Below are 21747 nucleotides of genomic sequence, written 5' to 3'. Positions count from 1 at the left end.
CTAGCTGTTGTCCTTGATGAACCGGCGGATGAAATGCCGGATTTCGCGCGCCGCGCTTGTGTCCATCTCTTTGCAAAGGGCGACGAATTCATCCCGCTCATCCTTGTCGAGCCGCAGGATCAACTGACTGTCCTTCTTCTTGTCTTTGTTTTTTGGCACGCGTCCCCACCGTCCCTCTTGATTTTTGTCTATGCAATGTATATACAAAGCATATGCAGTCATCGCGATCTTAGCGCGCTGAAAACGTTAATAACAAGAAAAAGGATTGTCCCTATGAACCTTCTTCAAGCCCGAGAGATCCTGTGCAAGGACCAGATGAACTGGCGCAAACCGCATCTGAACTGGCTGCCGCGATCCCTCTATCGCTATTTCAACGAATCCAAGAGCTGATCCAGCTCTCCTCCCATGCGGGCGCTGCCGGACCATGGCGGCGCCCGTCTTGACTCTTGCAGCGGGCCGGGGATTGCTGAACCGGACCACCCCAATGCGAGCTGTCCCATGTCCCTCGATCTCTGGCTGGCCTTTGTCGCCGCCTCTACCGCCCTTCTGATCATTCCCGGCCCGACGGTCTTGCTGGTGCTGTCCTATGCGCTGAGCCAGGGGCGCAAGGTCGCCGTTGCCTCGGCCAGCGGGGTGGCGCTTGGGGATTTCATCGCGATGACGGCCTCGCTTCTGGGGCTTGGTGCGCTGGTGCTGGCCTCAGCCACGCTGTTCACGGCGCTGAAATGGGTGGGCGCGGTCTACCTGATCTGGCTCGGGATCAAGCTGATCCGCTCGGCGGGGGGCGCAACCCTGACCGAATTGCCGGAAACCCACCGGATCACGCCCGCGCGGGTCTTTGGCCATAACGCAGCGGTCACGGCGCTCAATCCGAAATCCATCGCCTTTTTCATCGCCTTCGTCCCCCAGTTCCTGCGCCCCGAGCAGCCGTTGATCCCGCAATTCGCTATCCTGATCGCCACCTTCGTGACGCTGGCCGCCCTCAATGCGCTGGCCTATGCGCTGCTGGCCGATCAGTTGCGCAGCCGCATCGCCCGGCCTGGCACCATCGCCTGGCTGACCCGCGCGGGCGGGGTGACGCTGATCGGCATGGGCGTGCTGACCGCCAGTCTGCGCCGCGCCGCCTGACCAAAAGGGCGAGTCCGCGCCGCAACAGCGTCAAAGAGATCGTATCGGCGTCGCTTGCCCGAACGATCGACTTGCGGCATCCCTTTGCCCATGAGCCTGCGCCTGACCCTTCTTGCGGCCCTTATTGTCCTGCCCACCATGGCCGTGGCGCAGGAGTTCATCACCGTGCCGCGCCGCCTGTCCGATGAAGCCTTCTACCGGCTGGTGGCCTGCGCCGCCCCACCCGGTGGCCCCTGCGGCAAGCCCGAGATCCGTTGGTCCGAGGAACGGCGCGTCTCGCTGACCGTGGGCATCGCGCAGATCGACCCGGGCTTTCCGACCTACAAGCTCGGCCTTGTGGATGAGGCCATCGACCGGGCGATTGCGCAGATCAACGCCGCCGGGGCCTATCTGGTACTGGAACGCATCTACGAGGGCGAGCCCGACATATCGCTCTACCTGCTGGACACGCCGCAAGACGGTATCATCGCGGGCACCGGCAACGCCGAGCTGGACGGCTCAGAGCTGTCCATCGGGCGCGTGGCGATCCGGTCGCGTGGCGGGGAGATCCAGGAAGCGGCAATCGCCATTTCACGCGACATCCAGCGGCGAGAGGTCGCCAGCGTGGTCCTAGAAGAACTGGTGCAGTCGCTTGGCCTGCCCACGGACATCCAGTCGCCCGCCTACCCGGACTCGATCTTCAACGAGAACTCCAATGCCGTGGTCTGGCTGCGCGGGCAGGATGCCGAGGCCCTGCGGCGACATTACCCGCGGTTGTGACCGCGAAAAGGGCTGCGCCCTGCCCCGCTGGCCGCTATGTTGGGACGCGCTGACCCCTAGCCATGAAAGGCCCGCTCAGATGCTCGATCAAAAGGTGGTCGCGGACTATATCCGCACGATCCCGGACTTCCCCCATGAAGGCATCATGTTCCGCGATGTGACGACGCTGTTCCTCGATCCGCGCGGCTTTCGGCTGGCTATCGACCAACTTCTGGCGCCCTTCGTCGGGCGGCGCATCGACAAGGTGGCAGGGCTGGAGGCGCGGGGTTTCATCCTGGGCGGCGCGGTGGCGCATCAGCTTTCCGTGGGCTTCGTGCCGATCCGCAAGAAGGGCAAGCTGCCGGGCAAGACGATCGAACAGGACTACACGCTGGAATATGCCAGCGCGACGGTCGAAATCCATGACGACTGCCTGCAACCGGGGGAAACCGTGCTGCTGGTCGACGACCTGTTGGCCACGGGCGGCACGGCAGAGGCCGGAATCAAGCTGATCGAACGGTTGGGCGCGCAGGTGGTGGGCACCGCTTTCGTTGTGGACCTGCCGGATCTGGGCGGGCGCAAACGGCTGGAGGCCATGGGCATGTCCGTCCATACGCTATGCGCCTTCGAGGGCGACTAGAGCCGCTTGCGCCGGCGGATCTCCTGCCAGAGTTGCATCACAGACCAATCGCTGTTGCCGACCAGTTCCCCCTCCAGGGCCACACAGGACATGGCATCGGGGCACGCCAGCCGCGTGCGGGCCTGTTCGGCCGTGCGGATATGGTCCAGCCGCGACAGGAGCCCGGCCTCGCCACCCAGGGTCAGCAGGTCCTCGGCACGGCTCCGATTGCGGTCGCCATGTCCCAGAGTCTGGATCACCAGCCCCGGCCCCAATTGTGCTGCCCTGCTTCGCCAGTCCTGCGGCAGCAAGGGCAGCGCCACCGGCCCCTGCAGGACCAGCCCCCAAAGCTGCATCCCGCCAATCGTCTGATCGACCACCTGGTAGCTCTGGCGGCGCAGCTCCGCGCGCATGTCCGGATCGTCCGTGTTGCGGAGCAGCATCAAAAGCGAGGAGAAGCCATAGTAGCGCGCCCAATCCTCGGCGACGCGCAAGAGCGCCCCGATGCCCACGCTCCGCCCGGCTGTCGCATCGACCCGCAGACATTCGATCACCACCGATTGGTCCGCCTCCCGGATCGGGCGCCATGTGGCGCGCCCCGGAATGAACTCGATGAATCCACGCAAGGGAGGGCGCAGCATGCGCACCTGAAGTCCCTCGGTCAGCCGGTCAATCAGCCAGTCACGCCCGGTCGGCAGATCCGGCCCGGCAAGACCCTGCTCAAGGCTTAGAAACCCGGTTCTGTCCAGGTTCGGCGGGGAAACGGTTATGACATTTCGCGGCACCCGCGCCATCGAGGCTATCCCTTGTCCGTTGCAGCCTGTGTTCCCTCAGCCTAGCCGCACGGCCCGGAAATCCGCCTTGATCTGACGCAAATCCGGAGCTGCGCATCCCGTGAAAAATGTCGGACGCTTTACGATTGCTTAACCATTGACCGGTTAGAAAGGAGCTGTTCGTCACTCACGAACATTGTTGCTTGCTAACTCAAGACCCCAAGACGCCCCGTCACCCCCGGCGGGGCGTCACCCCTTTCAGGGGCTTAATCGGCGCGTAAGACCGCGCCGGGATTCATGATGCCGACAGGGTCCAGCGCCGCCTTGATCGCCCGCATCGCCGCAAGGCTGGCCGGGTCGCCATAGCGTTCCAGATCGCCCACTTTCAGCCGCCCGACCCCATGTTCGGCCGAGACCGAGCCGCCCATCCGATGCACAAGGTCGTGGATCAGCCCCTTGACCTCTTCTCGCCGGTCGAGCCAGTCTTCACGCGCCTCTCCCCTGGGTGGGAAAACGTTGTAGTGAAGGTTCCCGTCCCCAAGATGACCGAAGGCATTGATGCGCACCGGCCCCAGATGCGCCACGCTCTGCCGGCCTTGCGCAAGAAAGTCCGGGATCGCGCCAATGGGCACGGAAATATCGTGGCTGGAGATTGCCCCGACCCGCTTGTTGGCCTCCGGAATCGATTCCCGGATCGCCCAGAAGTCCTGCCGCTGCGTCTCGGATTGAGAAATCAGCCCGTCCTGCACCAACCCGGCCCCGGCAGCAGCCTCAAAGAGCGCCAGCAACGCCTCGCCCGCGCACTGGCCTTTCGGCAAGCCCAGGTCGATTAGGCACATCCAGGCGGGCTTCTCGGCGAAGGGCTGGCGGATCTCCGGCCCGACCTCGTCGAGAAACTCCAGCCCGGCGCGGGCAATCAGCTCGAACGCCGACAGCCCATCCCCCACCAGATCACGCGCCAAATCCAGAAGGCGCAGCGCGTCGGCGGGGCTGTCCACCACCATCAGCGCGGTGGCCTGATCGGCAGGGCGCGGCACCAGCCGCAGGCAGGCGGCGGTGATGATGCCAAGTGTGCCCTCCGCCCCGATCAGCAGATGGCGCAGGTCATAGCCGAGGTTGTCCTTGCGCAGCCCCTTCAGCCCGTGCAGCACCTCGCCCGTGGGCAAGACGGCCTCGACACCCAGAACCAGATCGCGGGCATTGCCATAGCGCAGCACGTTGACGCCACCCGCATTGGTCGACAGCAGCCCGCCGATCCGGGCAGATCCTTCGCTGGCGAGCGACAGGGGGAAGAGCTTTCCCGCCCCCTCCGCCACCGCCTGAACATCGGCCAGGATCGCACCGGCCTCGACCGTCAAGGTGCCTGCCAGCGGGTCCAGCCCGCGCGTGGCCGTCATCCGTTCGAGGCTGATCACCAGTGGCGCGGGGCCATCCCACGCCACCTGCCCGGCAACCAGCCCGGTGCCGCCGCCGTAGGGCACAACGGGAACGCGCGCGGCGGCCGCGTGGCGGACCAGCGTTGCGACCTCCTCGGTGTTGCGCGGTCGGGCGAGCGCCATGGCCTGACCGTGATAGAGGCCACGGGGTTCGGCCAGGTAGCGCGGCTCCACGTCGCTCAGCACACCCTCGGGCAGATCGGCGGCAAGTCGGGCGATAAAGGCAGCATCGGCGGGGCTAAGCTGGGTCATGCTCGTGCCATCCCCTGCAGCTTGAGGCAGCTGGACAGGTTGCGCGCGGTCAGAAGATCCGCCTTCAGCACCCGGTTCAGCCCTTCTGCCAGTTTGGACCGGCCATAGCCGTTCGGCGTGTAAAGGTAGAACACCCCCTGCCCCATGCGAAACTGCTCCTGTGCCGTGCAAAGGGTCTCTGCCGCCGCCTCGTCCAGCGCAGCCTCGCCACGCAGGAAAACCAGATGCAGCGTCTTGGGGGTATCAACGGCCTCGGGGAAAGGATTGGCGGCCAGGGCCTTGTCCAGATCCTCCGCCGTCAGAACGCAACAGCCGGGGGCAAATCCGAACCGGGCCGCGATGTCGCCGGTGATCTGCGCCTGCACCGTTTCCGGTGTGTCCTCGGCCTCGAATACCGCATTTCCGCTTTGGATATAGGTGGCCAGATCGCGATAGCCGCGCGTTTCCAGCAGCGCCCGCCAGTCGGCCATGGGCAACCTGTTCCTGCCACCCACATTGACCCCTCGCAGCAGAGCCACACAGCGCGTCATCGCCGCCTCCTTTACCCCGCGTCGGACCGTCCGCGCCTGTCATTCCTCAGCATGGCGTAGAGCACATGATTGCGCCAGCGCCCGTTGATCTGCAGATAGCTTTGCGCGACACCTTCATACTTGAACCCAGCCTTCTCCAATACCCCGCGCGACGGCGCGTTTTCGGGCAGGCAGGCAGCTTCCAACCGGCTGATATCCAGATCGCGGAAGGCATAATGGGCGACGGCCTGAATGGCCTCCAGCATATAGCCGTGGCGTTGAAACGGTGCGCCGATCCAGTAGCCAAGTGTGCCCGCCTGTGCCGGCCCGCGACGGATATTGTCCAGCGTGATCGCCCCGACAAGCGCGTCATCGGTCCGGCGGATCAGAAACAGTGGCACCGCGCTGCCATTGCCCATGGACCGTTGCGCCCAGTAGACCCGGTTGGTGAAGCTCTTGCGCGTCAGATGATCGGCGGCCCAGGTGGGTTCCCAGGGTTGCAGGAAGTCTGCGGAATGGTCTCGCAAGCTGGCCCAGGCCCGATAATCCGAATGAACCGGAAGGCGCAGGCTCATGCGCTCGGTTTCAATGCGGAGTCTCTTCTTGCGGGCAATCATCAGGCGGCCAGACGCTCCACCAATTCGGCAACGCGGGGGCCACGGTCCACGGGGCCATAAAGCGCCATGGCGGCCCGACCCGAGCCGACAAGGGACGCCGCATGCGCACGCACGGCGGCGCGGTCCACGGCGTCGATCCGGTCGATGCTTTCCTGAAGCGGCGGCACCCGGTCCCAGATCGCGACCAGTCGCGCCAGCCGCTCGGCCCGCGCCGAGGGGCTTTCCAGACCCATCAGCATGCCGGCCTTCATCTGCGCGCGGGCGCGGTCGATTTCCGCTTCGGTCAACCCGTCAACGGACCGGCGCACCTCTTCGATGGTGAGGTCCGACAGCGCCGCCAGATCCTCGCCGCCAGTGCCCGCATAGATCGTCATCAGCCCCGTGTCGTCATAGGCCCCGACCTGGCTGAAAATCGTGTAGCACAGCCCCCGCTTTTCGCGGATCTCCTGGAAAAGCCGCGAGGACATGCCGCCGCCAAGTGCGGTGGCGTAGATCTGCGCGGTGTAGATATCGTCGGACCGGTAGCCGGGGGCCTCCAGCGCCAGCGTGAAATGCGCCTGTTCCAGCTGTTTGACTTCCCGCCGCTCGCCGCCATGGAAGACGCCGGGCAGCGCGGTGGAGACCTTGACGGCGGGCAGGTGGCCGAAGGCGGCCTCTGCCAGACGCACAATCTCCTCATGGTCCACGGCCCCGGCGGCAGACAGGATCATCTGCCCCGGCCCGTAATGTTCCGCCACGAAGCGTTGCAGGTCAGGCTTGTCGAAGGCCTTCACCCGCTCCACCGGGCCAAGGATGGTCCGGCCAAGGGGCTGTTCGGGATAGGCCACTTCCTGCAGCCAGTCGAAGATGATGTCGTCGGGCGTATCGAGCGCCTGCCCGATTTCCTGCAGGATCACGCCGCGTTCAACCTCGATCTCGCGAGGGTCGAAGACCGGGTTCAGCAGGATGTCGGAAATCAGATCCATCGCCAGCGGCACGTCGTCTTTCAGGACGCGGGCATAATAGGCCGTCACCTCGCGGCTGGTATAGGCGTTGATATAGCCGCCCACATCCTCGATTTCCTCGGCGATCTGCAGCGCGCTGCGCCGCTTGGTGCCCTTGAAGGCCATATGTTCGAGGAAATGGGCAATGCCGTTCTGTTCGGGCAGTTCATGCCGCCCGCCCGCATTGACCCAGATGCCGATCGCCGCCGATTGCAGCGACGGCATGTACTCGGTCACCACGCGCAGGCCATTGGCGAGGGTATGAAGTTGCACGGTCAAGCGGCGCGCTCCTTCCTCACGAGGGCCTGTAGCGAGGCGAGGTCGTTTTCCACGCGGGTCACGCGCTCTTCCCGGTCGAAGAGGTCTGCCATGCGCGCGGGCAGGCCGGGGCGGATACCGCTGGCCTGTTCCACCGCATCGGGGAATTTCGCCGGATGGGCTGTAGCCAGCGTGATCATCGGCGTGGCGCCCAGATGGTCCTGCGCGACATGGACGCCGACGGCGCTGTGCGGGCACAGAAGCTCGCCCATTTCCGCATTCGCACGGGCGATCATGGCGAGGGTTTCCTCTTCCGAGCAACGGCCAGAGGCAAAAAGCCCCCGCAGCCGTTCCAGCGCGCCTTGGGAAATCTTGAACCCACCCTGCGTCTTCAATTCTTCCATCAGCTGCGCCACGGCCCCGCCGTCGCGGTCGTAGACATCGAACAGCGCCCGTTCGAAGTTGGAGGACACCTGAATATCCATCGAGGGGCTGATCGAGGGCGTGACGCCATGGGTTTCATAGGCCCCGCCCGCAATCGCCCGGTGCAGAATGTCGTTCTGGTTGGTGGCGATGACGAGCTTCTCAATCGGCAACCCCATGCGTTTGGCGATGTAGCCTGCGAAAATGTCGCCGAAATTGCCCGTGGGCACAGTGAAGCTGACCGCGCGATGCGGCGCACCGAGGGACACGGCTGCCGTGAAATAGTATACGACCTGCGCCAGAACCCGCGCCCAGTTGATCGAGTTGACGCCCGCAAGATGCACCTCGTCGCGGAAGGCGTGGTCGTTGAACATGTCCTTCAGCCGCGCCTGGCAATCGTCGAAATCACCGGTCAGGGCGAGGGCATGGGCATTGGATTCGCTCACCGTGGTCATCTGGCGGCGCTGCACGTCGCTGACGCGGCCATGGGGGAAGAGGATGAAGACATCCACATTGTCGAGGCCCCGGAACGCCTCCATCGCCGCGGATCCGGTATCGCCCGAGGTCGCGCCGACGATGGTCACACGCTTGCCGGAGCGGCTGAGAGACGCCTGGAACAGCTGACCGATCAGCTGCATGGCGAAATCCTTGAAGGCCAGCGTCGGGCCGTGGAACAGCTCCAGCAGGAAATGGTTGGGCGCAAGCTGCACCAGGGGCGCGCGCGCGGCGTGGCCGAAGCCTGCATAGGCCTTGGCGATGATGTCGGCGAATTCGGCGTCGGTGAAGGCATCGCCGATGAAGGGGCGCATGACGCGAAAGGCGACCTCTTCATAGCTCAGCCCTGCCAGCGCGGCGATGTCGGCATGGCTCATCGCCGGGATCTCGGCAGGCACGTAGAGCCCCCCGTCGCGGGCCAGCCCGGTCAGCATCGCTTCTTCAAAACTCAGGTCCGGGGCCGCGCCCCTGGTCGAGACATAACGCATGGGTAATTCAGTGCCTTCAGTTCGCTCGCCTGCTGATACGCCAGACAAGGTAGAGTGTCATCCCCAACCACACGGCTGCCAGCAGAAACCAGGTGATCGCGTAGGACAAGTGGTCATTCGGAATCGCGCCGCTGTCCACGGGGAAGGGCGTCACGCCGAGGTCAATTTGCGGCGGATCGCGCAAAACCAGCAGGACGGGTTCGGTATTCAGGGTCTCGGCCATGGCCGGGATATCTCGGGCAAACCAGATCCCGGCGTCCAGATCAGGTGCGGGGGTCTGATTGCCGATTTCATCGGGCCAGTGCAGATTGCCAACCAGATCGGCGGGGACATTGCCCGCGCGAGGCGTTTCGCGCTCGGTTTCGGGCACGAAGCCCATGTCGATCAGGATGCGCCGCCCGTCCTCGGTTTCGAAATCACGGATGATGCGAAAGACCGGCCCGGCATTGCGAAGCGAGGCGAGGATGGTAATCTCTCCCTCCCCGATCATGCCGGACACGGCCACCGGCAGGAACTGGTCCCGGTCCTCGGTCGGGGTGTCAGGCAGGCCCACGGGCGCGGCCACAATCCGCGCGTCGATATCGGCCAGCAGCGCCTGTTTCCAGGCCAGCCTGTCCACCTGCCAGAAGCCGAGCTTGAGCAGGATGGCGCAGCCCACCACCCCGAACAGCAAAGGCAAGATCACCCGTTTCATTCTCTGCGTCCCTCACAGGAAAAGGCCGACCCCGTGGCCGGCCCTTTGCTTCGTTACTTGGCATCATTGCCCGTTCGCAAGATGTCCTGGCGAGACTGCAGGCGCGCCGGACATGCAAGGCCGCCCCGCACAGGCGGCCCGAAATCACAGGGTCGACTGACCCCAGATGTAGACGGCGAAGAACAGGAACAGCCAGACGACGTCCACGAAGTGCCAGTACCATGCGGCGGCCTCGAACCCTGCGTGACGCTCGGGCGTGAAGTCGCCGGCGATGGCGCGGAACAGGCAGACGGCAAGGAAGATCGTCCCGATGATCACGTGAAGACCGTGGAACCCGGTGGCCATGAAGAACGTGCCGTAGAAGCGGTCGCCACCGAAGCTCCAACCTTCATGAGCGATCAGTTCCCAGTATTCATACGCCTGGAGGGCGGTGAAGAAGAGGCCGAGGATGATCCCGATGGCCAGGCCCCAGATCAGGTCCTTGCGGTTGTTTTCATGCACAAGCGCGTGGTGGGCCCAGGTCACGGCACAGCCGGACAACAACAGGACCAGCGTGTTCATCAGCGGCAGGTGGAACGCGTCAACCACGTGAATGTCGGGGGTCACATAGGTGGAGCCCTCATACTCACTCATCGGGTAGAGGGTGTGCTTGAAGAACGCCCAGAACCACGCGAGGAAGAACATCACCTCGGAAATGATGAACAGGATGAAGCCATAGCGCAGGCCGATCCGCACGACAGGCGTGTGATCGACACCGCCATTGCCCTCGGCGACCATGTCCTTCCACCAGCCGAACATGACGTAGAGAACACCAATGAAGCCGATGGCAAAGAGCCACGGGCCGCTGCCCGAGATCCAGAGAACCGCGCCCGAGAGCATCAGAAATGCGGCGATGGCCCCCAGAAACGGGTAAATCGAAGGCGTGAGAATATGATAGTCGTGGTTTTTAGCGTGGGCCATTTTGTGCGGTCCTTCCGTGGTCACTCACTGTCGCCATCTAGCGCGGCGTATTCGTCTTCGGGCAAGTCCGTTTCGTAGAACGTATAGGACAAGGTTATTGCGGGGATGTGGCTGGCTTCCGGATCGTCGACGATCGCGGGGTCCACATAGAAGGTCACGGGCATCTCGACCCGTTCACCGGGGTCGAGGATCTGCTCGGTAAAGCAGAAACACGCGATCTTGGAGAAATAGCCGCCCGCCACATAGGGCGTGACGTTATAGGCCGCCGTTCCGGCAATCGGCCGGTCGGTGGGGTTATAGGCGGTGTAGAAGGCCATGCCGGTTTCGCCGATGCGGATTTCCATCGGCTCGGAGGGCGCTTCAAACTCCCATTCCATATTGTGATCGAGCGACGCGTCGAAGCGGATCAGGATGGTCTGGTCGAGTATCACATCACTGCCGGTTTCAGACACCGATGTGGTGCCGCCGAACCCGGTGACGCGGCAGAACAGATCGTAAAGCGGCACGGAGGCGAAGCCGAGCGCGAGCATGAAGCTGACGACACCGACCAGCTTCCACACGGTCTTGCTGTAGTTCGGAGTTGGCTGATTGGTCATTGGCTTTCCCCCTCGCTTTGCGTGATCGACGGGCGCACCGAATGATCGAACGCCTCGACCGAACCGCCATTGCGGATCTTGGACATGGTCAGCATGAAGACGATGGCGACAAACCCCAGAAGCGTCAGGGCGACGCCCAGATTGCGGCCAAAGCGGCGCTTGTGAATTTCGTGGGTCTCGGTGATCGGCATCTTACCAGCCCCCCAACCCGAAGCTGCTCAGCCCGGCCTCGGCCAGCAACGCGCCGAAATGCAGGAAAAGATAGAGCAGCGAGAACCGGAAGACCTTTTTCTCGGTCTTGTAGTCGTCTTCCAGCGCCTGTGCCTCAGTGCGCTTCCAGATATCGTAGCCACCCTTCACGAACAGGATGTTCAGCACCACGGCAGCGGCCATGTAGACCGGGCCGCCAATGGAGGTGAGGCCGGTGGCGATGGCAACGGGGGCCAGCAGGAGCGTGTAGACGAGGACCATCTTGCGGGTGTGGGGCCGGCCATGGGTCACGGTCAGCATCGGCACCTTGGCCTCGTCATAGTCGGATTTCATGAACAGCGCCAAGGCCCAGAAATGGGGCGGCGTCCACATGAAGATCAGCGCGAACATCAGAACGGATTCGATTGAAACGCCACCCGTTGCCACGGCCCATCCGATCATCGGGGGGAAGGCCCCTGCAGCGCCGCCGATCACGATGTTCTGCGGCGTCCAGCGCTTGAGCCAGACCGTGTAGACAACCGCATAGAAGAAGATCGTGAAGGCCAGGAAGGCAGCCGCAAACCAGTTGGCCGCAAGACCCAGCATCACCACGGACAGCGCCGACAGCCAGAGCCCAAGGCTCAACGCCTCGCCGGGGGCCACGCGGCCCGAAGGGATCGGGCGCGACTGCGTGCGCTTCATCACCTGGTCGATGTCGCGGTCATACCACATGTTCAGCGCGCCGGACGCACCGCCGCCAAGGGCAATGAACAGGATCGCCGTAAAGGCATCGACCGGCGGCACAGACACAGGCGCGACCATCAGCCCCACGAAGGCCGTGAACACGACAAGCGACATCACGCGCGGCTTGAGCAGGGCGATATAATCGCCGAACTGCGCCTCTTGCGGGGTGCTGCTGGTATTCGCGGTAAAATCGCTCATTTCGGGCCTGTGTCGCTGGATTGGGATTGATCACGGACGGGGACAGGGCCGCCCGTGACCAGTGATTTAGCTTAGTCTTCGGCCGAAGCCAGTTCGATATCACCGGCGATGGAGCCATCCATCAGCGACGCGAAATCAGTGCCGCCGCCGGCAAGCCACGCCTCGTATTCCTCGGTGGTCACGGCCATGACGGTGATCGGCATGAAGGCGTGGTTCAGGCCGCAGAGTTCGGAACACTGGCCAAAATAGATGCCTTCGTTGCCTTCATCGACCTCGAACCAAAGTTCCGCCAGACGGCCCGGAACGCCATCCTGCTTCACACCGAAGGAGGGGATCGTCCAGCTGTGGATCACGTCAGAGGCGGTCACCTGCATCACGATGGTCTGACCCGTCGGCACCACGACGGCGGTGTCGGTGGCCAGCAGGTATTCATCCTGGCTGTAGCCATGCTCTTCCAGCTCTTCGCGGGTCAGCATGTAGCTTGCGAAGTCGATATCGGTGCCGGGGTATTCATAGCTCCAGTACCACTGATGGCCGGTCGCCTTGATCACCACGTCGCCTTCCGGAATCTCCTGCTGGTTGAACAGGACCGGCAGCGAGAAGGCCCCGATGAAAACGAGGATGCCAAGCGGCACCAGCGTCCAGGTCACCTCGATGGGGGTGTTGTGGCTGAAAGTCGCCGGGGTCGGGTTGGACCGGGCGTTGTAACGCAGGATGACCCAGACCAGCAGGGCCAGCACGAAGATACAGATCGCCGCGATGATGTAGAGCAGCATGCCATTCAGGAAATGGATCTGCTCGGCCAGGCTGGTGGCTGCGGGTTGCCATCCGGTGCCGCCCGGGGTGGGCGCGCCGATGATTTCCAGTCCCTCGGGTGCGGTTTGCGCGGCAGCCATGCCAGCGGCGAATGTTGCACCAATACCGGCCCAGAGGCCGTTCAGCTTCTTGAGAAGTTGCATTCTTATCGTCCTGTCCTTGCGGGGACCGGCCGGATCGGCCACGCTCACCCCCGTTGCGTCTATCTGCTGTAGAACCATATAGATGGGATCGTGACAAGACAGTGGTGAAAAATGTCTCACCTCGTTGATTGTCCGGTTTTGGTTGACACAGATCATTTTCGGCTTGGAAAGGTCCCTTCCCTCATGACCCAAAGCGCTGCCTTCAGCCCCTTCGAGACCCAGCTCGACAAGGACGCGGCCCTGTCGATATTGCGCGCCGCCACCGACGGGGCCGATGACGGGGAACTGTTTCTGGAGCGCAAACGCTCGGAAATGCTGCTGTTCGACGATGGTCGGGTGAAAACCGCGAGTTATGACGCCTCCGAGGGCTTCGGCCTGCGCGCCGTGCGCGGCGAGGTCGCGGGCTACGCCCATTCCACCGACATCTCCGAGGCCGCGCTGCGCCGCGCGTCCGAAACCGCCCGTCTGGCCGTGGGCGACGGTGGCGGCACCTGGGCCGATGCGCCGCAGGCCACGAATCGCCGTCTCTATACCGATGCGGACCCGATGGCGGGGGCGGGATTCGGGGCCAAGCTCGACATTCTGAAAGAGGTCGACGCCTATGCGCGCGGGCTGGATCCGCGTGTTGTGCAGGTCTCCGTCAGCCTTGCCGCCTCGCACCAGGAGGTCGAGATCCTGCGCCCGGACGCGGTGCATGTCTCTGACGCGCGCCCGATGATCCGCGTCAATGTCTCGGTCATCGTCGAGGAAAACGGTCGCCGCGAATCCGGCAATGCGGGCGGCGGCGGCCGGGTGGAGCTTGGCGACTGGCTGGACCTGACCAATTGGCAAGCGCTTGCGCGCGAGGCGTTGCGCATCGCCGTGGTCAACCTCGGGGCTGTTCCCGCCCCGGCGGGCATCATGGACGTGGCGCTCGGCCCTGGCTGGCCGGGCATCCTGCTGCACGAGGCCGTGGGCCACGGGCTGGAAGGCGACTTCAACCGCAAGAAGAGTTCCGCCTTCGCCGGTCTGATGGGCAAACAGGTCGCGGCCAAGGGGGTGACCGTGCTCGATGACGGCACCATCCCCGACCGGCGCGGGTCGATTACTGTTGATGATGAAGGCACGCCAAGTTCCAAGACCACGCTCATTGAGGACGGCATCCTTGTGGGTTTCATGCAGGACCGGCAGAACGCCCGGCTGATGGGCGTCCCCGCCACCGGCAATGGCCGCCGCGAAAGCCATTCCCACGCCCCCATGCCGCGCATGACCAATACCTATATGTTGGGCGGTGACACCGACCCCGGCGATATCGTGGCAAGCCTCAAGGACGGCATCTATGCCGTGGGCTTTGGCGGTGGTCAGGTCGATATCACCAATGGCAAATTCGTGTTCAGCTGCACCGAGGCTTACCGGGTGCAAAACGGCAAGGTCGGCGCGCCGGTCAAGGGTGCCACGCTGATCGGGGACGGCGCCACGGCGCTGAACCAGATCCGCGCCATCGGCAATGACATGGCGCTCGATCCCGGCATGGGGACCTGCGGAAAGGCGGGTCAGTGGGTGCCCGTGGGCGTGGGCCAGCCGACCCTGCTGATCGGCGGGTTGACCGTGGGCGGTTCGGCGGCATGAGGCCATTTGCGGGCAGGACGATGATGACACTCAGGCGTGCGGGCTATGGCCTGGCATCACATCCTTGCAAGGTGAAGACAGCCGCATGACGTCCCTGCCCCCGCTGCGCCCCGCACGCGCCGAGGATGTTCCGGCGCTGGCCCGGCTGTGGCACGCAGGCTGGCATGAGGCCCATGCCGCCTACACTCCGCCCGCCCTGACGGCCCTCAGGACGGAGGAAGACTTTGCCCGGCGTCTTGTCGCCCTGCTGCCCGACACGATCATGGCGGGTGACGATCCCGCCCTCGGCTTCTGTGCGATCCGCGATGATGAGATCTACCAGCTATACGTGGCGCCGGAAGCCCGTTCGAACGGGCTGGCCGCCCGGTTGCTGGCCGATGGCGAGACGCGGCTGGCGGCGCGTGGGGTCGGGCTGGCGCGGCTCGATATCGGGATCGGGAACGACCGCGCGGCACGGTTCTACGCGCGACAGGGCTGGGAAGAGACCGGCGCGGGCGAGGCCGAGGTGGACAGCTCTGCCGGACCCTTCCGCCTGAAACTGCGGTTCTTTGCAAAACGCGTGACTCTCGACCCGTAAACCGCCTGTTAACCCCTTGCCGCCTAGCCTTCCGACTCATGTGGATGGATCATGATACAGGGTTTTTCGAGGCGGCCACCGCCTATCGCCCCGGCCCCTCGGCGGATAATGCCGACAGGCTGGCGCGGCTGCGCCTGATCCGGTCGCGCCGGGTCGGGCCTGCCACCTTCCGGCGGCTGCTGGCAGAACATGGCAGCGCGGAAGCGGCCCTTGCCGCCTTGCCGGAGGTTGCGAAACAGGCGGGCGTCGACGCATACGAGGTGTTCTCCGAATCCGCCGCACTGGCCGAAGCGAAGGCCGCCCGCCGGATGGGCGCGCGCCTGCTCAGCCTTGGCGATCCGGGCTATCCCGCCGACCTGGCCGACTGCGCCGATGCGCCGCCGATCCTCTGGGCTCTCGGCGACACGCGTCTGCTGGATCGCCCGATGCTGGCCATGGTCGGCACCCGCAATGCATCGTCCCTCGGCAGCCGCATGGCGCGCAAGCTGGCGGGGGACCTGGCGGAGGCGGGGTTTGTCATCGTCTCTGGCCTCGCCCGTGGTATCGACGCGCTGGCCCATCACGCGGCCCTGAAAAATGGGACCATTGCGGTTCAGGCGGGGGGGCTCGATGTGCTTTACCCCGCGGAAAACAGCGATCTGGCGCATGAGATCGCAAAACAGGGCCTGCGCCTGTCCGAACAGCCGTTCGGGCTGGATCCGCAGGCGCGTCATTTCCCGCAGCGAAACCGTATCGTGTCGGGCCTTGCCCGCGCCGTGATCGTGGTGGAGGCGGCGGCGCGGTCCGGCTCGCTGATCACGGCCCGCAACGCGCTCGATCAGGGGCGGGAGGTGCTGGCCGTCCCAGGCCACCCGATGGACACCCGCGCCTCTGGCTGCAACATGCTGCTGCGCGACGGGGCCACCTTGGTGCGCGGCGCCGAGGACGTGATCGAGGCCATCGGGCCGGCAGAGAAACGCGCCCGCCAGCCCCACCTGCCGCTTGCGGAGATTCCGGAACTACCCAAACAGCCCGAACGAGACTGGCGCGACCGGGCGGCGCTCAATTCCCGCATCCTGTCACAGCTCGGCCCCACCCCTGTGGCGGAGGACCAATTGCTGCGCGATCTGGGTATGAGCCCGTTCGAGGCCGCCGCCGTGCTGTCCCGGATGGAACTGGAAGGGGCAGTCCAGCGCCAGCCCGGCGGGCTGATTTCCCTGGCCGCTCAGCACAGCGGTTCGGGAAAGAAATCCCCGTAATTGCGGCAATCCCATCCCCACCACCAGGCATCCGTGGCGCCGATGGAATATTCCACGATCTGCCAATAGGTGCCGGGTCGATACAGGTAAGCCTGCACTGTCGGCCCGTCGATCAGGTCGGGCGGAATGCCCTCGACGGTGACCAGCGGTGTCGTTGTCAGATCAATCGGTGCGCCTCCGGGGTGTTGCGCGGTCAGGTTGGCGATGGCCCGCCTGTCCTGAACCAGCAAAACATCCACCACAAATTCGACCGGCCCGCCAAAGCGCGGCTCCACATCGCGGCGGATCGTATCCAGCAACTCGGCGCGCAGGGCGCTGCCGCGCGGCGGCTCGACCGGGTCGGCATGGGCCACCGTCAAAAGGCAGAGGCCAAGAACGCAGGACAGAAGAAACCTCATGCACAAAATCCTTCGGTTGAATGGCCGCATTGTCTTTTTCCGATAGCGCATTGACAAGCCCTGCCAGAGCGACACATGTTCCCGCGCCACCCATTATCCGCTGCCCAGAGGTCATTTTGAATGCCAGTCGTCGTCGTCGAGTCCCCGGCTAAAGCCAAGACAATCAACAAATATCTCGGGGATAACTTCACCGTGCTGGCCTCCTACGGGCATGTCCGCGACCTGCCGCCCAAGGATGGATCGGTCGACCCGGACCACGATTTCGAGATGCTGTGGGAGGTCGGAAACGACTCTAAGAAGCATGTGAAAGCCATCGCCGACGCGCTGAAAACCGACGACACGCTCATTCTCGCGACCGACCCCGACCGCGAGGGAGAGGCAATTTCGTGGCACCTGCAACAGGCGCTGACCAAGCGCCGCGCGATCAAGAAAACGACCGAGGTCAGCCGCGTCGTCTTCAACGCGATCACCAAAGCCGCCGTGACCGAGGCAATGAAGAACCCGCGTCAGGTGGATGAACCGCTGGTCGAGGCCTATCTGGCCCGCCGCGCGCTCGACTATCTGGTGGGTTTCAAGCTGAGCCCGGTCCTGTGGCGCAAGCTGCCCGGCGCGCGGTCGGCGGGCCGGGTGCAGTCGGTTTGCCTGCGGCTGATCGTCGAACGCGAGATGGAGATCGAGGCTTTCACCGCCCGCGAATACTGGTCGGTACGCGCCGTGCTGGAAACCCCGCGCGGCCAGACCTTCGAAGCGCGGTTGACCACGCTTGGTGGCAAGAAGCTGGACCGATACGACCTGGACAACCAGGCCGCCGCGACCATGGCCGTGCAGGCGGTGTCGTCGCGGGCACTCAGCGTCGCTTCGGTCGAAGCCAAGCCCTCGACACGCAACCCCTCTGCCCCCTTCATGACCTCGACCCTGCAGCAGGAGGCCAGCCGCAAATTCGGCTTCGGCGCGCGCCAGACGATGAACGCGGCGCAGCGGCTCTATGAAGCGGGTCACATCACCTATATGCGGACCGACGGGATCGACATGGCACCCGAAGCCGTGGCCGCCGCCCGCGATGCGATCAAGGACCGCTACGGGGCGGACTACCTGCCCTCCTCCCCCCGCATCTACAAGAACAAGGCCAAGAACGCGCAGGAAGCCCACGAATGTATCCGCCCCACGGACATGTCGAAGGATCCGGCCAGCCTGCGCGTGTCCGAGGCGGATCAGAAAAAGCTCTATGACCTCATTTGGAAGCGCACGATCGCCAGCCAGATGGAGGCCGCGCGGCTGGAACGCACCACGGTCGATATCAGCAGCGATGACGATCAGGTCGTGCTGCGCGCCACCGGTCAGGTGGTGATGTTTGACGGGTTTATGAAGGTCTATGAGGAAGGCCGCGACGACGATGCCGCCTCTGATGAGGACCGCCGCCTGCCGCAGATCTCTCAGGGCGACAAACTCAAAAAGGTTGGCCGCGCGATGGCCGAGGAACATGCCCGCCTGACGACGGATGGCAAGGCGCTGATCTCGGACGATGGCGCTATTCTGGGCCAGCAGCATTTCACGCAGCCGCCCCCACGCTATACCGAGGCGACGCTTGTGAAAAAGATGGAGGAGCTCGGCATCGGGCGGCCCTCCACCTATGCCTCGGTCATCACCACGATCCAGGACCGTGAATATGTGCGGAAAGACAAAAACCGCCTGTTCCCGGAGGACAAGGGCCGGATTGTCACGATCTTCCTGCTGAACTTCTTCCGCAAATATGTGGGGTATGAATTTACCGCAGAGTTGGAAGAGGAACTCGATGAAATCTCGGCCGGCGATCTGGACTACAAGCAGGTGCTGGCGAAGTTCTGGCGCGATTTTTCCGCGGCCATCGCCGAAACATCCGAACTGCGCATCACCGAGGTGCTGGATAAACTCGACGAGGCGTTGGCCCCGCAGCTTTACCCGCCCCGTGAAGATGGCACCGACCCGCGCCAGTGCCCGCTTTGCGGCGAAGGCAGCCTGCATCTGAAAACCTCGCGCACCGGCGGTTTCGTCGGCTGTTCCCGCTACCCCGAATGCCGCTATACCCGCCCGATCGGCGGTGATGCCGACGCACAGGCGGGCGACAAGGTGCTTGGCTATGACGAGGGCGAGGCCGTCACACTGCGCTCTGGCCGGTTCGGGCCTTACGTACAGAAGGGCGAGGCCAGCGAAGAGAACAAGAAGCCGCCGCGCGCCTCGCTGCCCAAGGGCTGGTCGGCCGATGCAATGGATCTGGACAAGGCGCTGACGCTGCTCAGCCTGCCGCGCGAAATCGGCCCGCACCCGGAAGACGGCAACATGATCAGCGCCAATTTCGGACGCTTCGGCCCTTACGTGATGCATACGGCGGCGGATGCCGACAAGCCCACCTATGCCAATCTGCGCGAGCCCAATGACGTGTTCGAGATCGGCATGAACCGGGCGGTGGAACTTCTGGCCGAGAAGCGATCTCGCGGGCCGGGCCGGGGCCGCACGGCGGTCGCACCGCTGAAGGAACTGGGCGACTACCCGGATCGGGGCGGCGCGGTGAACGTGATGGAGGGCCGCTACGGGCCATACGTGAAATGGGAAAAGGTGAACGCCACCATTCCCAAGGACGTGAAGCCCGAGGATGTGACCATGGAAATGGCCATTGAGCTGATCGTCGAACGCGAGGCCAAGGGCGGCAAGAAGAAGCCCGCCCGCAAGAAGGCATCGAAGTGATCCGCTGACGGGGGCGGCACCGCCCCCTTTTTGCGAAAATCCGGCGGCGGGCCGCGCGCAAGGGTTGAACTCTGCCCCGGCTTTGCCGACATGTCTGGGACCCGTTCCAGATGAAAGCCGACATGCCCGATATCGCCCCGCTCTCGCCCCGCCCCGAGGTGCTCGACTTCCTGCTGACCCGCCGGTCACGCCCCGCAAAGACGCTGACCACCCCGGTTCCGGATCGCGCAACGGTGGACACCCTGCTGACCGCCGCCGCGCGCACACCCGATCACGGCAAGCTGGAGCCCTGGCGCTTCATCGTGCTGGAACGGGGGGCCAACCTGCGGCTGGCGGGCCTGACGCGGGACCGGGGTGCGGATGCCGGACTCGAGCCGGAAAAGCTGGAAAAATCCGCCCGCGCCTTTGAAGATGCGCATTTGGTGGTGGCCGTCGTCGCCAGCCCGAAAGCCTCGGACAAGGTGCCCGAGGTCGAACAGGTGCTAAGCGCCGGGGCTGTCTGCCTCGCCCTGATCAATGCAGGGCTTGCCGCCGGATGGGGGGCCAATTGGCTGACCGGCTGGATGGCTTTCGACCGGCCGTTCCTGAGTGAAGGGCTGGGGCTGGCGGACCAAGAGTTTGTCGCCGGTTTCATCCATCTGGGGACTGAGACCAATGTGCCGCCAGAGCGACCCCGCCCAGACCTCTCTGCCATTACCACTTGGGTAAGTGAATGATTTTTAACGATTTCCTGAAAGCGGTCCGGCAATTGTCCGATCCGCGTTTTCTGCGTGTTCTGCTGATGGGGCTGGCGCTGACCGTGGCGCTGCTGGTGGGTATCTACTGGGTCTTCGCCACAGCGATCGGCTGGCTGGTCCCCGACACGCTGACCCTGCCCTGGATCGGAGAGATCGGCGGCATCGACGCGGCCCTGTCCTGGGCGGTGATCCCGGTCATGCTGGTCGCCTCGATCTTCCTGATGGTGCCCGTGGCCTCGGCCTTTATCGGCATTTTCCTGGAACAGATCGCCGACGCGGTAGAGGACCGCCACTATCCGGGCCTGCCGGCCGCCCGCCAGGTTGGCATTGCCGAAGGGCTGCTGGACGCCGTCCGTTTTCTGGGCGTGGTGATCGGCGTCAACCTCGTGGCGATGATTGCTTATATTCTCTTCGCCCCCATTGCGCCGATCCTGTTCTGGGTCATCAACGGCGTGCTTCTGGGCCGGGAATACGCGCAGCTCGTGGCGCTACGCCGCAATGACGCGGCGGGGGCGGCGCGATTTCGCAAACGCAACCGCACCCAGATTTTCGCCGCAGGCGTGCTGATGGCCGTACCGCTGACGATCCCGGTCGTGAACCTCTTGGTCCCGATCTTGGGCGCAGCCACCTTCACGCATCTCTATCATCGGCTCAGTCGAGCTGCCCCCCGAACAGGGTAAACAGATCGAAACTATCGACGGTGATGCGACCCGACAGGATCAGCGCCACCAGCACGGCCCAGATCGGCAGCGCCACCAGAGTGGTGATCAGGAACTTGCGCTTGATCTGGATATTGTCCGGCGCGGAGGCGGGCGTGCCGGGCACGATATTGCCCGTGTCCCCTTGGGTTTTCAGGCGCAGCGGCAGCACGATGAAGAGCGTCATGAACCAGACGACCGCCAAGAGGACGAGAGAGGTAAACCAGCCCATCAGACCTGTTCCAGTTCAACGAGAGTGCCGGTGAAGTCTTTCGGATGCAGGAACAGGACCGGCTTGCCATGGGCGCCGATCTTGGGTTCTCCGCTGCCCAGAACCCGCGCGCCCGAGGCTTTCAGCTGGTCGCGGGCCGCCAGGATATCCTCGACCTCATAGCAGATATGGTGGATGCCGCCCGACGGGTTCTTTTCGAGGAATCCGTTGATCGGGCTGTTGTCGCCAAGCGGGTAGAGCAGTTCGATCTTGGTGTTGGGCAGTTCAATGAACACCACTGTCACGCCGTGGTCGGGCTCATCCTGGGGAGGGTTCACCTTCGCCCCGAGCGTGTCGCGGTATTGCGCCGCTGCCGCCTCCAGGTCTGGCACCGCAATCGCCACATGGTTCAGCCGTCCGATCATGTCATCACTCCTTTGTCTCTCGCTTGCGCTGCATATGGGGCCGAGGGTGGGGGGTTGGCAAGCGGCCCTTCGCCG

Annotated in this window: 25 protein-coding genes; 9 read left to right on the top strand and 16 right to left on the bottom strand. The window is 64.2% G+C overall.

What is annotated here, in order from left to right; translation table 11 throughout:
• The gene (locus EP237_RS23020; protein WP_164744595.1) at window positions 1-159 is read right to left on the bottom strand and encodes a hypothetical protein; all 159 of its coding nucleotides are present in this window, start codon (window positions 157-159) and stop codon (window positions 1-3) included.
• A gap of 339 nt (window positions 160-498) precedes the next feature.
• Here EP237_RS23020 and EP237_RS02515 point away from each other — a divergent pair, with 339 nt between their 5' ends.
• The 3 genes from EP237_RS02515 to EP237_RS02505 all read left to right on the top strand — a co-directional run bounded on the left by EP237_RS02515 (window position 499) and on the right by EP237_RS02505 (window position 2506).
• A complete protein-coding gene (locus tag EP237_RS02515; protein WP_127557736.1) occupies window positions 499-1128 on the top strand; it encodes a LysE family translocator in 630 nt (209 codons plus the stop codon).
• 90 nt (window positions 1129-1218) lie between these two features.
• The gene (locus EP237_RS02510; protein ID WP_127557734.1) at window positions 1219-1887 is read left to right on the top strand and encodes a DUF2927 domain-containing protein; all 669 of its coding nucleotides are present in this window, start codon (window positions 1219-1221) and stop codon (window positions 1885-1887) included.
• A gap of 79 nt (window positions 1888-1966) precedes the next feature.
• Window positions 1967-2506 carry an adenine phosphoribosyltransferase gene (locus EP237_RS02505; protein ID WP_127557732.1) on the top strand — a complete coding sequence of 180 codons (540 nt, stop codon included), beginning with the start codon at window positions 1967-1969 and terminating at the stop codon, window positions 2504-2506.
• Here the strand turns inward: EP237_RS02505 and EP237_RS02500 are convergent.
• From EP237_RS02500 to coxB, 12 genes are all read right to left on the bottom strand, one after another.
• On the bottom strand, window positions 2503-3279 hold the full coding sequence (locus tag EP237_RS02500) for a hypothetical protein (RefSeq protein ID WP_127557730.1): 777 nt from the start codon (window positions 3277-3279) through the stop codon (window positions 2503-2505). The genes EP237_RS02505 and EP237_RS02500 overlap by 4 nt on opposite strands.
• A 245-nt stretch (window positions 3280-3524) precedes the next feature.
• Window positions 3525-4946: an FAD-binding oxidoreductase gene (locus tag EP237_RS02495; protein ID WP_127557728.1), complete on the bottom strand. Its 1422-nt coding sequence runs from the start codon at window positions 4944-4946 to the stop codon at window positions 3525-3527.
• Window positions 4943-5476: a DUF1697 domain-containing protein gene (locus EP237_RS02490; RefSeq protein WP_127557726.1), complete on the bottom strand. Its 534-nt coding sequence runs from the start codon at window positions 5474-5476 to the stop codon at window positions 4943-4945. The genes EP237_RS02495 and EP237_RS02490 overlap by 4 nt, the downstream gene beginning before the upstream one ends.
• Before the next feature lie 11 nt (window positions 5477-5487).
• Window positions 5488-6072, bottom strand: coding sequence for a GNAT family N-acetyltransferase (locus tag EP237_RS02485; RefSeq protein WP_127557724.1), 585 nt, complete (start codon window positions 6070-6072; stop codon window positions 5488-5490).
• On the bottom strand, window positions 6072-7334 hold the full coding sequence (locus EP237_RS02480) for a M16 family metallopeptidase (protein WP_127557722.1): 1263 nt from the start codon (window positions 7332-7334) through the stop codon (window positions 6072-6074). Before EP237_RS02480 ends, EP237_RS02485 begins: the two co-directional genes overlap by 1 nt.
• Window positions 7331-8719, bottom strand: a complete 1389-nt coding sequence (gene thrC / locus EP237_RS02475) for a threonine synthase (protein WP_127557720.1) — start codon at window positions 8717-8719, stop codon at window positions 7331-7333. The genes EP237_RS02480 and thrC overlap by 4 nt, the downstream gene beginning before the upstream one ends.
• A gap of 16 nt (window positions 8720-8735) precedes the next feature.
• Window positions 8736-9413 (bottom strand): SURF1 family protein, encoded by a 678-nt coding sequence (locus tag EP237_RS02470; RefSeq protein WP_127557718.1) that lies wholly within the window; start codon window positions 9411-9413, stop codon window positions 8736-8738.
• 144 nt (window positions 9414-9557) lie between these two features.
• Window positions 9558-10373, bottom strand: a complete 816-nt coding sequence (locus EP237_RS02465; RefSeq protein ID WP_127557716.1) for a cytochrome c oxidase subunit 3 — start codon at window positions 10371-10373, stop codon at window positions 9558-9560.
• Window positions 10374-10393: 20 nt separating this feature from the next.
• A complete protein-coding gene (locus tag EP237_RS02460; RefSeq protein WP_127557714.1) occupies window positions 10394-10969 on the bottom strand; it encodes a cytochrome c oxidase assembly protein in 576 nt (191 codons plus the stop codon).
• The gene (locus EP237_RS02455) at window positions 10966-11160 is read right to left on the bottom strand and encodes a hypothetical protein (RefSeq protein ID WP_127557712.1); all 195 of its coding nucleotides are present in this window, start codon (window positions 11158-11160) and stop codon (window positions 10966-10968) included. The genes EP237_RS02460 and EP237_RS02455 overlap by 4 nt, the downstream gene beginning before the upstream one ends.
• A 1-nt stretch (window position 11161) precedes the next feature.
• Window positions 11162-12100 (bottom strand): heme o synthase, encoded by a 939-nt coding sequence (gene cyoE, locus EP237_RS02450; protein ID WP_127557710.1) that lies wholly within the window; start codon window positions 12098-12100, stop codon window positions 11162-11164.
• Between the two features lie 71 nt (window positions 12101-12171).
• Window positions 12172-13059 carry a cytochrome c oxidase subunit II gene (gene coxB / locus EP237_RS02445; protein WP_127557708.1) on the bottom strand — a complete coding sequence of 296 codons (888 nt, stop codon included), beginning with the start codon at window positions 13057-13059 and terminating at the stop codon, window positions 12172-12174.
• Window positions 13060-13242: 183 nt separating this feature from the next.
• Between coxB and tldD the strand changes: the two genes are divergently transcribed.
• The 3 genes from tldD to dprA all read left to right on the top strand — a co-directional run bounded on the left by tldD (window position 13243) and on the right by dprA (window position 16482).
• Window positions 13243-14667 (top strand): metalloprotease TldD, encoded by a 1425-nt coding sequence (gene tldD / locus EP237_RS02440; protein ID WP_127557706.1) that lies wholly within the window; start codon window positions 13243-13245, stop codon window positions 14665-14667.
• An 85-nt stretch (window positions 14668-14752) separates the two neighbouring features.
• The gene (locus EP237_RS02435) at window positions 14753-15244 is read left to right on the top strand and encodes a GNAT family N-acetyltransferase (RefSeq protein ID WP_127557704.1); all 492 of its coding nucleotides are present in this window, start codon (window positions 14753-14755) and stop codon (window positions 15242-15244) included.
• Window positions 15245-15288: 44 nt separating this feature from the next.
• Window positions 15289-16482, top strand: a complete 1194-nt coding sequence (gene dprA, locus EP237_RS02430; protein WP_127557702.1) for a DNA-processing protein DprA — start codon at window positions 15289-15291, stop codon at window positions 16480-16482.
• Here dprA and EP237_RS02425 read toward each other — a convergent pair.
• Complete coding sequence (locus EP237_RS02425) at window positions 16449-16880, bottom strand: hypothetical protein (RefSeq protein ID WP_127557700.1); 432 nt, start codon at window positions 16878-16880, stop codon at window positions 16449-16451. The two genes, dprA and EP237_RS02425, sit on opposite strands and share 34 nt — an antisense overlap.
• Window positions 16881-17000: 120 nt before the next feature.
• Between EP237_RS02425 and topA the strand changes: the two genes are divergently transcribed.
• The 3 genes from topA (at window position 17001) to EP237_RS02410 (ending at window position 21018) form a co-directional block, all read left to right on the top strand.
• A complete protein-coding gene (gene topA / locus EP237_RS02420) occupies window positions 17001-19601 on the top strand; it encodes a type I DNA topoisomerase (RefSeq protein ID WP_127557698.1) in 2601 nt (866 codons plus the stop codon).
• 110 nt (window positions 19602-19711) lie between these two features.
• Complete coding sequence (locus EP237_RS02415; RefSeq protein ID WP_420812497.1) at window positions 19712-20317, top strand: nitroreductase family protein; 606 nt, start codon at window positions 19712-19714, stop codon at window positions 20315-20317.
• Window positions 20314-21018: an EI24 domain-containing protein gene (locus tag EP237_RS02410; RefSeq protein WP_127557696.1), complete on the top strand. Its 705-nt coding sequence runs from the start codon at window positions 20314-20316 to the stop codon at window positions 21016-21018. Before EP237_RS02415 ends, EP237_RS02410 begins: the two co-directional genes overlap by 4 nt.
• Here EP237_RS02410 and EP237_RS02405 read toward each other — a convergent pair.
• Together EP237_RS02405 and mce are read right to left on the bottom strand one after the other, a co-directional pair.
• Window positions 20990-21268, bottom strand: a complete 279-nt coding sequence (locus EP237_RS02405) for a DUF1467 family protein (RefSeq protein ID WP_127557693.1) — start codon at window positions 21266-21268, stop codon at window positions 20990-20992. The genes EP237_RS02410 and EP237_RS02405 overlap by 29 nt on opposite strands.
• Window positions 21268-21672, bottom strand: coding sequence for a methylmalonyl-CoA epimerase (gene mce, locus EP237_RS02400; protein WP_071688526.1), 405 nt, complete (start codon window positions 21670-21672; stop codon window positions 21268-21270). The genes EP237_RS02405 and mce overlap by 1 nt, the downstream gene beginning before the upstream one ends.
• Between the last annotated feature and the right edge of the window lie 75 nt (window positions 21673-21747).

This window comes from Nioella ostreopsis (genome assembly GCF_004000255.1).
GTDB lineage: Bacteria > Pseudomonadota > Alphaproteobacteria > Rhodobacterales > Rhodobacteraceae > Nioella > Nioella ostreopsis.
This window is presented reverse-complemented; position numbering and strand designations above follow the sequence as displayed.

Bases quoted from the DNA above. Each gene is read 5' to 3' on its own strand.
- EP237_RS02405 (WP_127557693.1), bottom strand. From the start codon at position 21,268: ATGGGCTGGTTTACCTCTCTCGTCCTCTTGGCGGTCGTCTGGTTCATG.
- thrC (WP_127557720.1), bottom strand. From the start codon at position 8,719: ATGCGTTATGTCTCGACCAGGGGCGCGGCCCCGGACCTGAGTTTTGAA.
- EP237_RS02435 (WP_127557704.1), top strand. From the start codon at position 14,753: ATGACGTCCCTGCCCCCGCTGCGCCCCGCACGCGCCGAGGATGTTCCG.
- EP237_RS02415 (WP_420812497.1), top strand. From the start codon at position 19,712: ATGAAAGCCGACATGCCCGATATCGCCCCGCTCTCGCCCCGCCCCGAG.
- EP237_RS02410 (WP_127557696.1), top strand. From the start codon at position 20,314: ATGATTTTTAACGATTTCCTGAAAGCGGTCCGGCAATTGTCCGATCCG.
- EP237_RS02510 (WP_127557734.1), top strand. From the start codon at position 1,219: ATGAGCCTGCGCCTGACCCTTCTTGCGGCCCTTATTGTCCTGCCCACC.
- EP237_RS02490 (WP_127557726.1), bottom strand. From the start codon at position 5,476: ATGACGCGCTGTGTGGCTCTGCTGCGAGGGGTCAATGTGGGTGGCAGG.
- topA (WP_127557698.1), top strand. From the start codon at position 17,001: ATGCCAGTCGTCGTCGTCGAGTCCCCGGCTAAAGCCAAGACAATCAAC.
- EP237_RS02515 (WP_127557736.1), top strand. From the start codon at position 499: ATGTCCCTCGATCTCTGGCTGGCCTTTGTCGCCGCCTCTACCGCCCTT.
- EP237_RS02470 (WP_127557718.1), bottom strand. From the start codon at position 9,413: ATGAAACGGGTGATCTTGCCTTTGCTGTTCGGGGTGGTGGGCTGCGCC.
- mce (WP_071688526.1), bottom strand. From the start codon at position 21,672: ATGATCGGACGGCTGAACCATGTGGCGATTGCGGTGCCAGACCTGGAG.
- EP237_RS02495 (WP_127557728.1), bottom strand. From the start codon at position 4,946: ATGACCCAGCTTAGCCCCGCCGATGCTGCCTTTATCGCCCGACTTGCC.
- tldD (WP_127557706.1), top strand. From the start codon at position 13,243: ATGACCCAAAGCGCTGCCTTCAGCCCCTTCGAGACCCAGCTCGACAAG.
- EP237_RS02500 (WP_127557730.1), bottom strand. From the start codon at position 3,279: ATGGCGCGGGTGCCGCGAAATGTCATAACCGTTTCCCCGCCGAACCTG.
- EP237_RS02485 (WP_127557724.1), bottom strand. From the start codon at position 6,072: ATGATTGCCCGCAAGAAGAGACTCCGCATTGAAACCGAGCGCATGAGC.
- EP237_RS02465 (WP_127557716.1), bottom strand. From the start codon at position 10,373: ATGGCCCACGCTAAAAACCACGACTATCATATTCTCACGCCTTCGATT.
- EP237_RS02505 (WP_127557732.1), top strand. From the start codon at position 1,967: ATGCTCGATCAAAAGGTGGTCGCGGACTATATCCGCACGATCCCGGAC.
- cyoE (WP_127557710.1), bottom strand. From the start codon at position 12,100: ATGAGCGATTTTACCGCGAATACCAGCAGCACCCCGCAAGAGGCGCAG.
- EP237_RS02455 (WP_127557712.1), bottom strand. From the start codon at position 11,160: ATGCCGATCACCGAGACCCACGAAATTCACAAGCGCCGCTTTGGCCGC.
- coxB (WP_127557708.1), bottom strand. From the start codon at position 13,059: ATGCAACTTCTCAAGAAGCTGAACGGCCTCTGGGCCGGTATTGGTGCA.
- dprA (WP_127557702.1), top strand. From the start codon at position 15,289: ATGGATCATGATACAGGGTTTTTCGAGGCGGCCACCGCCTATCGCCCC.
- EP237_RS02460 (WP_127557714.1), bottom strand. From the start codon at position 10,969: ATGACCAATCAGCCAACTCCGAACTACAGCAAGACCGTGTGGAAGCTG.
- EP237_RS02425 (WP_127557700.1), bottom strand. From the start codon at position 16,880: ATGAGGTTTCTTCTGTCCTGCGTTCTTGGCCTCTGCCTTTTGACGGTG.